Origin of the sequence: Helicobacter japonicus (assembly GCF_000762845.2) — a bacterium.
Classification (GTDB): domain Bacteria; phylum Campylobacterota; class Campylobacteria; order Campylobacterales; family Helicobacteraceae; genus Helicobacter_C; species Helicobacter_C japonicus.
In genome coordinates this window covers 21,264-33,577 of the sequence record NZ_JRMQ02000010.1, presented here as the reverse complement: position 1 = coordinate 33,577, position 12,314 = coordinate 21,264, and the positions used below count along the sequence as shown (strand labels likewise).

Sequence of the window (12,314 nt, the reverse complement as noted above, 5' to 3'; positions counted from 1 at the left end):
CCTCTCCTTGTTAGTTTTTCGTGAAATTAAGATTATGGCATAAAAAAGTCTGCGGATTCTACCGATATTAATTTAATCATTTTTCAATGAAAGGATAAGGAAGTGTTAAGGCGAAGTGCTTTTTGTTTGTCTTTATGGAGCATATTGTGTATGGGATATATAAATATGCTTAATGCTTCCGAAGATTCTGTAGAGGCAGTGCTTGAAGGATATGAAAGCCCACAAAAACTTTTTACGAATCTAGAAAGCGGCACAGATTCTATTGTATCCCAAACCACTTCACATCAACCCACGCAATTAGAAGAGAAAGAGCAAAGAAAAATACACCCAAAAGATATGAAACTGCCTTCACAACCAAATTGGATTTATAGCACAGCAATTATAGAGACTTCATTTTATGATGGCTCATTTAGAAAAGGATTAGGGACATTGCTACATAATGGTTTTTATCTCACCTCAGCAGAGATTCTTTACAATGGTAGAATTGCACCCAAAAAGATTTATGCCAAAATGCAAGATGACTTGAATGCGAATATGATGTGTGTAGCGAGTTTAAATATCAAGGCACTTGATTTAGATTCTGGACTTGCACTTTTAAAAGTGTCGCACTATGTAGATAGCTATTGTGAAAAACGCGATAAAAGCTATTATCAAGATAGAATCTATAAGCGATTTGGTATTGATGTCTTCGCGTCAAATGCACTTGTTACTGCACACACAGAAGCATTTTATCCTTATCTTAGTGATGCGTATGTATTTCATACTCAAAGTGTAAAGCTTGAAAAAGTTGCTACATATTATGATTTTTCACGTAAGCAAGAACGTGAGTATGGTTTTGAAATGGAGCGAGATTCTTATGAGGAATTTACTTATGGAAAGGCGTTTTATGATAATAAGGGTATATTTTTGGGCATAATGAGTAAAATAGCTGATACATATTTACCCGTATTTATTAATCGTAACGTAATTCAGGATTTTTTATGTGATGTCCAGGAAAAGGGTATTATTAATGATAGCACCATAGGCAGGGCTTGTTCTAAGCTTGGCACTAAGAGAATACGATTTTTTGTTGATGAAAATGCTACGATGAGTTTTTATTAATATAGTTTTAATGAAGTAGATTCTCTAGTTTTAAAAAAGAAAGTTTAAGATAATTTAGAAAGATATATATATTTTTGAGATAGAATATTATCTTTGATTCTAAAAAGTTCTCTTTTATAAAGGTAATAGCAATGATGAAGAAATCACGAGTGATTTTATCGGGTATTATTATTTCATTATTGGTGAGCTCTGTGTCGTTTGCCGGGTTGTTGGCTGATGAAACACAAAAAAGCAAACCAAAAGTTCAAGAAAATAAATTAGAATCCCTCAAAAAGCTTCGCCGCATTATGGCAATAGTTGAGGAAAATTATGTTGATGAGCTAAGCTTTGATGATATTGTTGATAAGGCTATTGATGGACTTCTAAGTAATCTTGATGCGCATTCAAACTATTTAAACAAGAAGAAATTTGATGATTTACGCGCAAATACTGATGGCGAGTTTGGTGGGATTGGTATCACTGTTGGCTTAAAAGATGGTGCTTTGACAATTATTGCACCAGTTGATGGCACACCCGGTGATAAAGCTGGATTAAAAAGTGGCGATGTGATTGTGAGGGTTAATGATAAAAGCACAATAGATATGAGCATAGATGATGCGGTCAATCTTATGCGTGGTGCGCCAAAAACAAAAGTGGAGCTTACTATTGTGCGTAAAGGCGAATCAAAACCGCTTGTCTTTAATATCGTGCGTGATATGATCAAAATAGATTCTGTAAAAGTGCGTAAAATTGAGGGTAGTGATTTTGCCTATGTGCGTGTGTCTTCATTTGATAAAAATGTAACGCGTAATGTTTTAAGTGAATTAAAACAGATTGGTAAAATAAATGGAATCGTGCTAGATTTGCGTAATAATCCTGGAGGCATACTTGATCAAGCTGTTGATTTAAGTCGGCTTTTTATTAAAAGTGGTGTGATAGTTACACAAAAAGGGCGCACAAAGAGTGAAAATATCGAATACAAGGCTAAAAGCGCGCCTTATGCTGATATACCTGTGGTAGTTCTCATTAATGGTGGAAGTGCAAGTGCAAGTGAGATTGTAGCTGGTGCATTGCAAGATCACAAGCGTGCTGTTCTCATAGGAGAGCAGACATTTGGTAAAGGTAGTGTGCAGACGGTTATGCAGATTGATAAAGATGAGGGTTTAAAACTCACTACAGCTAAATACTATCTCCCAAGTGGAAGAACTATTCAGGCAGTAGGTGTAACACCTGATATTATCGTGTATCCCGGTGTAACACCTGAAAACGAAAATAACTTTAGTATTAAAGAATCTGATTTAAAAAGGCATTTACAAAGTGAGCTTGATAAAGTAAATACACAAAATACAAAGACAAAAACTGAAAATGAAGATAAAAAGATTATTACTCAAAATATGATTTATCAAGATATTCAGCTTAAAAGTGCGATTGATGTGCTTATGGCTCTTAATGTAGTAGGTGCTTTTAACCCAAAGAAGTAAGGAGTATGCAATGGAGAAACAAATTATGCTTTATGAGGGAAAGGGAAAGAAACTTTTTGCTACAAGTGATGAAAATGTAGTGATTGCAGAGTTTAAAGATGATTTGACTGCCTTTAATGCAGAGAAAAAAGGCACAGAATCTGGCAAAGGAGCATTGAATTGTCGCATTAGCACTTTACTTTTTACACTTTTAGAGAAAGAGGGTATAAAAACACATTTTGTGAAGCAGTTAAACGATAATGAAATGCTATGCAAAAAAGTGTCTATTATCCCCATAGAAGTGGTTACACGCAACATTGCCACAGGTTCACTTACAAAACGTTTAGGCATAAAAGAGGGGAGTATTCTTGCCTATCCACTTGTCGAGTTTTATTATAAAGATGACGCGTTGGGTGATCCTCTAATTAATGATGAACATTGTGAGATTCTAGGTTTGGTCAAAACACGAGATGAATTGGAGATTCTCAAAACTCAAGCGCGTAAAATCAATGAAATACTAAAAGCTTTTTTTGATAAAAGGGAGCTTAAACTTGTTGATTTTAAATTAGAGTTTGGACGCGATAATGAGGGAAATATCATTCTTGCTGATGAAATTAGTCCAGATAGCTGTCGTTTTTGGGATAAAAATACAAATCAAAAACTTGACAAGGATAGATTTAGACAAGATTTGGGTAGTGTGAAAGTTGCCTATGAAGAAGTATTGCGTCGTATTTTAATGTAGAGGATAGGATATGAAAGTAAAAGTTCTTATTTCCCTTAAAGAAGGAGTGCTTGACCCACAAGCAAAAGCGATTCATCACGCGTTGTGTGCTCACGGATTTGAAGGTTTGCAAAATGTGAAGCTTTCAAAAGAGATTATTTTAGATTTACAAGAGAACGATTCTCAAAAGGCGCGCGTATTGGTGCAGGATATGTGTGAGAATCTCCTTGCTAATGTAGTGATTGAAAATTATTCTATTGAGATTTTGTAATGAATGTAGCTATTATCCGTTTTCCGGGAACGAATTGCGAATTTGATACGCAATACGCCTTTTCTTTACTTGGCGCAAAGACTTATATTGTATGGCATAAAGATGAGGTATTGCCTGAAGATATACATCTTGTTGTTATTCCCGGAGGTTTTAGCTATGGGGATTATTTACGATGTGGGGCGATAGCGCAATTTTCACCTATTATGAAAGCAATCAAGGCATTTGCATCACAAGGTGGTTATGTGCTAGGCATTTGCAATGGCTTTCAAATTCTATGTGAGGCTGGATTATTGCCCGGAGTTTTAAAACGCAATATAAATTTGCATTTCATATCAAAAATACAACAGCTTAAGGTTGTGAATAAAGACAATGTTTTTTTGACTTCTTATGCGCCAAATCAAGAGATAAAGTTGCCTATTGCACACGCTGATGGAAATTATTTTATCGATGAAGTAGGATTGGAGAAATTGCGTTCAAATGGGCAGATTCTGCTTGAATATACAGATAATCCTAATGGTTCGGTAGATTCTATTGCGGGGATATGCAACGCAAATAAAAATGTGTTTGGTTTGATGCCTCACCCTGAAAGAGCAATTGAAGCTATGCTTGGTAGTTGTGATGGTTTGGCAATGCTCGATAACTTGTTGCATATCCCACTATCAAGGTAAAACATAATGTTTCAAAAGATTCAAAGTCGTGTGATAGGGCTGCTTCTATGTTTAAGTTGTGTTTTTGGAGAGACAAATACCGAATCTGCCCTCCCAAAAATTGCTTATATTAATGTGCAGTTCCCTAGCACAGACACAAGAATGTATGTAGGGCAGAATATAGAGATAAAGTATAGCCTCACTTTGCTTGCTAATGCGAATCTTGTTAGTGCTGAATTACTTGATTTAGATGCAAAAAATAATGTTGTATTAAAAAGCAACGATACATATTGGCAAAAAAATAATAAAGGCATATTACAAAATACTTATGTGTATAATATAACTGGTAAAAATGTGATTATCCCACCTTTGAGTGTGAATGTGCGTTCAGAAGAAGGCTATGAGGAGAATCTTATCGCCCCGGGAGCGACCTTTCAAGCTATTGAACTTTCAAGCAATGCAAATTATATATCTGTGATTGCCGATAGCTTCGAAGTTGTGGATTATCGTGTGAAAGAGTATGATGAGACACATAATATTGTGATTTTCCAATTTGAAAGTAAAGGTGCTATTTTAGATTCAATGAAAATTGCCAAATACCCACAGCAAGGGCTAGAAAAAAGTAGGGTAGTTGATGATACAACTTATGGTATTTATTATGTAGTCCTTGATAAATCAATTCGCTCACTTACTTTTGATTATTTTAATCTCGCCCAACATCAATTTGTGAATATTTCATTACCTATTCATCTTGTTCAAAGTGTTGCTGATGAAAATGGGGATATTAAGCCACGTAATACTATTTTGATATTTAAGAATCTTCTCATTGGCGGGCTTATTGCTTTTGTTGTGATTGTATGGATTGTTTTTAGAAAAATACGCAAGGTAAGCCTATTTGTGTTAGGAATCCTTGTTGCAATACTCGGATATAATGTATTTTTTGGCGCAACTTCAGGTATAGCGCAAATCGGAGCAAGTGTTAGCATTATTCCTACACATAATTCTACGATAATGGAAGTTATTAAGACACCCACAGAGGTAGCCATTATTGGGGAATATAAGGATTATTATAAGGTAATGATAGAATCTAAAGTCGGTTGGATAAGGAAGGAATATGTTAGCAAAGATTAGAGCTATAATAGCTACACTCTCAATAGCATTGTATTTACCTATTATTATTGTGCAGATTTATCTCACAAGAAAGTGGAATAATGGCAGGTGGGCAAGAAGACAATGTCGTTGGTTTTTTAGTCTAAATGGTTTAAAAACAGAGTGTATAGGTGAATATGATAAAGATGCACAGCTATTTGTAATGAATCATCAAAGTGTGATTGATATTATTTATTTTGAATCCTATCATCCTGCAAATTTATGTTGGGTAGCAAAAAAGCAGCTTGGCGAGATTCCATTATATGGGCACGCATTGAAAGCTCCAGATATGATACTTATTGATAGGGAGGATAAGAAAAGTATAGTTTATCTTCTTAAAGAAGCAAAAAGACGCTTAGAAGAAAAGCGTCCCATAGCAATTTTTCCTGAAGGCACAAGAAGTAAAGGTGGAGAGGATTTTCTTCCTTTTAAATCAGGAGCAAAGATTCTTGCTTCAAAGCTTAAACTTAGAATCCAGCCAGCAGTGCTTATTAATACGCGCAAGCTCTATAATAGCTCACCTATATCAATAGAAACAGGTATGGCAAGGGTGGTGCTTATGGAGGCTTTTACACCAGATTTTAGTGATGAGCAATGGTATGAAAAGCTTGAAAAGAGTATGCACGAGGTATATTTGAAACATTATTACGAGTTAAATCAGAATCTTTTAAGCAATAACGAGGCAAAATCTTAAATTTTAATTTGTGGGGTGTTAGCTCAGTTGGGAGAGCGCAACGCTGGCAGCGTTGAGGTCAGGGGTTCGACCCCCCTACACTCCACCATTATTTTTTTAGGTTTTATTTCTTTTGCTACAATAATGCTTTTTACTCTCTAATTTTAGTTTATTTATAGAGGTGTTTTATGTCAATATATCAAAAAATTTCCCCTTATCTCTTTAGGATTGATGCAGAAAAAATGCACGATATAGCGGAATGGACAATTAAAAATATTGCACCATTGCCTTTAGTGCAAGATTATCTTGTGTCGCAGTATTGTGTTTTTGATGAGAGTTTGCATACTCAAGTGGCAGGTATGAGATTTTATAATCCTGTGGGATTAGCTGCAGGTTTTGATAAAAATGCGACAATGGTGAAAGGGTTATCAGCATTAGGATTTGGTTTTTTAGAGCTTGGCACAATTACCCAAGCTCCACAATCAGGGAATCCAAAACCTAGACTTTTTCGATATATACAAGAAAAAAGCTTACAAAACGAAATGGGTTTCAATAATCAAGGCTCACTCAAAATCGCAGAGCGTCTAGAAAAAATTTACCCTTATAGCATACCACTTGGTATCAATGTAGGAAAAAATAAAATTATTGCTCAAAGTGATTCGTTAAAAAATTATGAAAATGTACTCCTTGATTGTTTGAATATCGGAGATTATTATGTTTTTAATCTTTCTTCTCCAAATACACCAAAATTGCGTGATTTACAAAATGTGAGTTTTGTGCAGGAGCTTTTTGCAATGGCAAAAACTCACACACAAAAGCCAATTTTTATAAAAATCTCTCCCGATATGAAACCAGATGATATGCTTAAAGTCGTAGAAATGAGTATTAAATGTGGTGCGAGTGGTATTATTGCGACAAATACAACGATTGATTATAGCGTTTTAAATGGTGCTAAAGAGAGTGGCGGTGTGAGCGGTGAGGCATTGAAAGAGAAATCAAGAGAAATCTTGCGTATTCTTAGTGAGGCATTTTTTGGCAAAACTACATTTATTTCTGTAGGTGGGATTAGTGATGCAAATGAGGCTTATCAGCGTATTAGACTCGGTGCATCACTCGTTCAAGTATTTAGTGGTTTGATTTTTCAAGGTCCAACACTTTGTAGGGAGATTAATGAGGGATTATTGCAACTTCTTAAAAATGATGGATTCACTTCACTTAATGAGGCAATAGGATATGATATTATCAATAAAACTAAAAGGGTAAGTAAAAAACCTAAAACAGAAGCTATAGAAAAAACATCAATAGAAACTCAAATACAACAAGATACTCCTAAAAAACGTGGCAGAAAACCAAAAATCGTAGAATCTGTTGGTAAAATGGAAGAGAGTAAGGCAGAAAAAAAGCCAAGAAAAACAAGAACTACAAAAACAGAGTCTAAAAGCGCAACACAGGATTCTAAAAAACAAACCAACACGCAGAATCTAGGTAAAGAAAGCATTCCTAAAAAACGCGGTCGAAAGAGCAAAGTAGAATTACTTGCTTTGTCTTTGCAAGAGAAACCTCAGGAAGATTCCAAAACGACACCAAAAGTGCAAGCAGGAGAAGATTCTACAAATCATATAGAGAATCTTAAACAGCAAACTCATAGTCAAGTGGAGCAGACAACAGCAGAAAGAAATCAGCCACGAAATGATGCTCTTACCCAAATATTGGTAAATGAGAAAGTGGATTCTCAAAAAGAGTAAGTTGTGAAGTTTATTTTAGGAGTATTAATGAGTATTTCACAGATTGTTGGCACTCAAGCAACACTTTCAAGTGCATTGCCTCATTATTTTACAAAGACATTGCATAATGGTTTGCAAGTTGTTGTTGTGCCGCTTGATAATAAAAGTGATGTGATTCAAACAAGTGTATTTTATAAAGTCGGGAGTCGTAATGAGGTAATGGGGAAAAGCGGTATTGCACATATGCTTGAACATTTGAGTTTTAAATCTACAAGCAATCTTCAAGCAGGAGAATTTGATGAGATTGTGAAAAGTTTTGGTGGAGTAAATAATGCTTCAACAAGTTTTGATTATACTCATTATTTTATTAAATCAAGTGCAGGGAACCTTGATAAATCTTTAGAACTTTTCGCAGAACTTATGAGCAACCTCTCACTGAAAGAAGAAGAGTTTTTACCAGAACGTAATGTTGTTGCAGAGGAGCGTTTATGGCGGACAGATAATTCGCCTATGGGTTATTTATATTTTCGTTTTTTTAATACTGCTTTTGTTTATCACCCTTATCATTGGACACCGATTGGCTTTATGCAAGACATTCAAAGTTGGAATATTGAGGATATTCGCTCTTTTTATCATACATACTATCAACCGCAGAATGCGATTGTTTTGGTAAGCGGCGATATTGAACCAAATCTTGTTTTTGAAAGTGCTTCTAAGTATTTTAGTAAGCTTGAAAACCATACCCCAAGTATCCCGCAAGTTACAGCTAAAGAACCAAAACAAGATGGTATGAGGCGAAGTATTGTAAAAAAGGATTCTCAACTTGAATACATTGCTATGGGCTATAAAATCCCTAACTTTTCAAGTGAAGATCAAGTTGCTTTAAGCGCGATAAGTGAGATTCTAAGTGGAGGCAAGTCAAGTGTGTTACAAACTGAACTTGTCGATAAGCAGCAGATAGTAACGAGTGTATATGCGTATAATATGGAACTTAAAGATGATAGTGTATTTTTGATTATTGCTACAGCAAAGCAGGGAGTGCGTGCAGAAAAAATTGAAGAAGAGATTTATAAAATTTTAGAGAATCTTAAGCAGGGCAATATTTCTCAAGAAGAACTTGATAAGGTGAAAATCAATACAAGGGCAGATTTTATCTATGGTCTTGAGGGTGCTTCATCAGTTGCTGAGCTTTTTGGTAGCTATCTTGTAAGAGGAGATATTAAGCCATTACTCTCTTATGAAAGGGATATCAACGCTTTAAATATAGAGAAGATTCAACAAGTTGCAAACAAGTATTTTGTAGAAGATTCATTGAGTGTAGTGATTTTAAAAGATATTAACAAGGAGAAATAAGTAGTATGGTTTTTGGAGCAATGAGCGCACTTATTACACCTTTTAAAAACAATAAAGTTGATTTTGAGAGTTATGAGAGACTAATCAAGCGACAAATTGCTTACGGAATGGACGCGTGTGTGCCTGTAGGGACGACAGGCGAATCTGCTACTCTTTCGCATAAAGAGCATATGGAATGTATAGAATCTGCGGTGCAAATATGCAAAGGAAGTAATGTAAAAGTGCTTGCAGGTGCAGGTAGTAACTCTACAAGTGAGGCACAAGAACTTGCTCTTTTTGCCCAAAAATGTGGAGCTGATGCACTTTTGTGTGTTACTCCTTATTATAATAAACCTACACAAAAAGGTTTATTTGAGCATTATAAAGTAGTGGCAAATGCAGTAGAAATCCCAGTGATGCTTTATAATGTCCCATCACGCACAGGTGTTAGCATAGAAATAGACACAATAAAATCTTTACATCAGCAATGTCCAAATATTTATGCTATAAAAGAAGCAGCAGGTCTTATGGATAGGGTTGTAGCACTTGGTGCAGAAGTGCCAAGTATTGCAATTTTAAGTGGAGAAGATGCAATTAATTTTCCAATTTTGGCTAATAATGGTAAAGGTGTTATTTCTGTAACAGGGAATCTTATGCCACAAGAGATTGCTGATTTAACACATTTTGCACTTCAAGGCGAAATGCAAAAAAGTTATGAGATGAACACAAAGCTTTACGAACTTAATAAGATTCTCTTTTGTGAAAGCAATCCTATACCCATTAAGGCAGCTATGTTTTTAGTAGGATTATTACAAAATTTAGAATATCGTTTGCCATTAGTGCCACCTTCTAAGGAAAATATGGCTAAAATACAAACAATCTTAGAACAATATGAGGTGAAGATATGAAAAATGCACAAACTTCTACTACGGATTTTATGAAAGGCAAAACACTTGTTATTAGTGGGGCTACAAGGGGAATTGGTAAAGCTATTTTGTATAAATTTGCTCAGAATGGTGTGAATGTAGCTTTTACTTATAATAAAAACGAAGAAGAAGCGGCGAAAATTGCCCAAGATGTGGAAAGTAAATATGGAATCAAGGCACGATATTATCCACTTAATGTTTTAGAAACAGAGCAGTATATTGAGCTTTTTAAAAAAATTGATGAAGATTTTTCACGCGTTGATTTTTTTATCTCTAATGCAATTATTTATGGCAAAAGCGTTGCGGGTGGATTTGCACCATTTATGCGTTTAAAACCCAGAGGATTAAATAATATTTATACGGCAACAGTGCTTGCTTTTGTCGTGGGTGCGCAAGAGGCGGCAAAACGTATGAAAGAAGTTGGTGGCGGAGCTATTGTTTCTTTAAGCTCAACTGGGAATCTTGTATATATGCCAAATTATGCAGGACACGGAAACTCTAAAAATGCAGTTGAAACGATGGTAAAATATGCTGCAACAGAGCTTGGTGAGTGGGGCATACGCGTAAATGCAGTGAGTGGAGGACCTATTGATACTGATGCGCTTAAGGCATTCCCCGATTACGCACAGGTGAAAGCCAAAGTAGAAGAAGAATCTCCTCTTAATCGTATGGGAACACCTGAAGATTTGGCGGGTGCAGCATTTTTCCTCTGTGATGAAACACAAAGTGCGTGGCTTACAGGTCAAACAATTGTTATTGATGGCGGAACCACATTTAAATAATAGCTTAGATTTTTTTATGTCTCCTTTTTCTTTTAACTCTTTATCTCAAAAGCCTTGTAGGCTACTTGAGATGCCATACACACCTTTTTCATTTCGCAATATTCGCACCTATAAACCTACTCTTGTATGGCTTAGCATTTCTTTTCTATTTGCATTATGCTGTGTTTTACCTTTTTATGCGCAATGGGTTTTTGAGTTGTGTGGAGTTGTTGATATACCACCATTTTTAGCAACTTTGTTTGGTTTTTTAAGTATTGCAAGTGTGCTTTTTACACCAGCAAATCGCCGATTTAGCACAGGATTTTTTATTGGAATCTTGTGGTTTTATTGGGTTTCTCTAGGAATGCGTTACTTTGATATGGGTTGGTTTATCCCTATAGTTGTGATATTGGTAGGTATATTTATTGGTTTTGTGTTTTATGTTGGTTTATGGTGTGAATGTTTGATTGTGCGGTTTGTATTTTTATTGATTTTAAGTTATCTTACACCTTTGGGCTTTGATTGGATTATATTGGAGAGTGTTTTTGCTTATAGCTATATTGGTGTGGATAAATTAAGTTTTGCCTTTGTTATCCTCGCCTTGTGGCTTTTGGTGAAATATCAATCGTGGTGGAAGTTGCTTGGTATAGTTTGCCTCATACTTGCCCTTGATTTTCGCACATTTGCTCACACATCGCTTCAACCTTATCAAATGCAAGGAATTTCTACCCAAATCCCTCAACTTTACCCTGAAATGTCACTTAAAATAAAATTGATACAGAGTGAAGTAAATCAAGATATAAAATATCGTATAGAGCAGATTCATAGCATCTTTGAAATGTATATGCAAGAAGTAGAGCAAGCCATTAATGAAGGCTATGATGTCATAGTTTTACCTGAAAGTGCATTTTATGTGCCTATTGATATGTCCAATTTTACAGGATTTGCACCTTTTGAGAGATTTATGGATTTGAGTGAAGATATTGTGATACTTAGCGGTGCATTGCGTGAGCAATTTGATAGAGATACGGGCGAGCAGCTGTATTTTAACAGTATGTTTAAATTTGAAGATGGTAAAGTAAGCTATTATGATAAAGTTTTACTTGTGCCTTTTGGAGAGTATTTACCTTCTGTGTTACTTCCTCTTGTGAATCTATTTTTTGAGGGTATTGGTGGATTTAGTAGCGGAGAGAAATTTGGTTATTTTGATATTAAAGGTGTGCGGTTTAAAAATGCAATTTGTTATGAAGGGACACACAGAGAGTTTTATAAGGATAATCCCCAATATGTGATAATGATAAGTAATAATGCGTGGTTTGTGCCAAGTATTGAGCCTATATTGCAAAAGAATCTTATGAAATATTATGCAAGGATTCATAAAAGCACTATTTTTCACGCTACAAATCGCTCACATTCTGCAATTATTACTCCTTAAATCTCTAATTTATTTGCAGAGACAGGGATTAAGTATCCTACAAATGCATTAATTTGTTAAAAAGAACACTTTTAAAACCGATTTTTGTTTATCGGTGGTATAATACACTATCTTGATTTACACAAAGGAGTAAAG

11 protein-coding genes, 1 tRNA gene and 1 pseudogene are annotated in these 12,314 nt (G+C 35.3%); all 13 read left to right on the top strand.

Going from position 1 to position 12,314, the window contains the following annotated elements; genetic code table 11:
* Window positions 1-150: 150 nt before the first annotated feature.
* The 13 genes and pseudogenes from LS65_RS07215 (at window position 151) to lnt (ending at window position 12,179) form a co-directional block, all read left to right on the top strand.
* Entirely contained in the window at window positions 151-1,101 is a 951-nt protein-coding gene (locus tag LS65_RS07215) for a hypothetical protein (RefSeq protein WP_034362160.1), read from the top strand.
* A gap of 131 nt (window positions 1,102-1,232) precedes the next feature.
* Window positions 1,233-2,561, top strand: a complete 1,329-nt coding sequence (locus LS65_RS07210) for a S41 family peptidase (RefSeq protein ID WP_034362159.1) — start codon at window positions 1,233-1,235, stop codon at window positions 2,559-2,561.
* 10 nt (window positions 2,562-2,571) lie between these two features.
* Window positions 2,572-3,282 (top strand): phosphoribosylaminoimidazolesuccinocarboxamide synthase, encoded by a 711-nt coding sequence (purC, locus tag LS65_RS07205; protein WP_034362158.1) that lies wholly within the window; start codon window positions 2,572-2,574, stop codon window positions 3,280-3,282.
* Window positions 3,283-3,292: 10 nt separating this feature from the next.
* Entirely contained in the window at window positions 3,293-3,532 is a 240-nt protein-coding gene (purS, locus tag LS65_RS07200; RefSeq protein ID WP_034362156.1) for a phosphoribosylformylglycinamidine synthase subunit PurS, read from the top strand.
* Entirely contained in the window at window positions 3,532-4,200 is a 669-nt protein-coding gene (gene purQ / locus LS65_RS07195; protein ID WP_034362155.1) for a phosphoribosylformylglycinamidine synthase subunit PurQ, read from the top strand. The genes purS and purQ overlap by 1 nt, the downstream gene beginning before the upstream one ends.
* 6 nt (window positions 4,201-4,206) lie before the next feature.
* On the top strand, window positions 4,207-5,310 hold the full coding sequence (locus LS65_RS07190) for an SH3 domain-containing protein (RefSeq protein ID WP_034362154.1): 1,104 nt from the start codon (window positions 4,207-4,209) through the stop codon (window positions 5,308-5,310).
* Entirely contained in the window at window positions 5,294-6,022 is a 729-nt protein-coding gene (locus LS65_RS07185; protein ID WP_034362153.1) for a 1-acylglycerol-3-phosphate O-acyltransferase, read from the top strand. Before LS65_RS07190 ends, LS65_RS07185 begins: the two co-directional genes overlap by 17 nt.
* Before the next feature lie 12 nt (window positions 6,023-6,034).
* Window positions 6,035-6,110 (top strand) — tRNA-Ala (locus LS65_RS07180).
* Window positions 6,111-6,189: 79 nt separating this feature from the next.
* Window positions 6,190-7,242, top strand: a pseudogene (locus tag LS65_RS07175) (quinone-dependent dihydroorotate dehydrogenase); the annotation flags it as partial.
* 531 nt (window positions 7,243-7,773) lie between these two features.
* Entirely contained in the window at window positions 7,774-9,078 is a 1,305-nt protein-coding gene (locus tag LS65_RS07170; protein ID WP_034362152.1) for a M16 family metallopeptidase, read from the top strand.
* The gene (gene dapA / locus LS65_RS07165; protein ID WP_236096675.1) at window positions 9,075-9,965 is read left to right on the top strand and encodes a 4-hydroxy-tetrahydrodipicolinate synthase; all 891 of its coding nucleotides are present in this window, start codon (window positions 9,075-9,077) and stop codon (window positions 9,963-9,965) included. The genes LS65_RS07170 and dapA overlap by 4 nt, the downstream gene beginning before the upstream one ends.
* Window positions 9,962-10,765, top strand: coding sequence for an enoyl-ACP reductase (locus tag LS65_RS07160; RefSeq protein ID WP_052061092.1), 804 nt, complete (start codon window positions 9,962-9,964; stop codon window positions 10,763-10,765). Before dapA ends, LS65_RS07160 begins: the two co-directional genes overlap by 4 nt.
* 70 nt (window positions 10,766-10,835) lie before the next feature.
* The gene (lnt, locus tag LS65_RS07155; RefSeq protein ID WP_034363223.1) at window positions 10,836-12,179 is read left to right on the top strand and encodes an apolipoprotein N-acyltransferase; all 1,344 of its coding nucleotides are present in this window, start codon (window positions 10,836-10,838) and stop codon (window positions 12,177-12,179) included.
* Window positions 12,180-12,314: the final 135 nt, after the last annotated feature.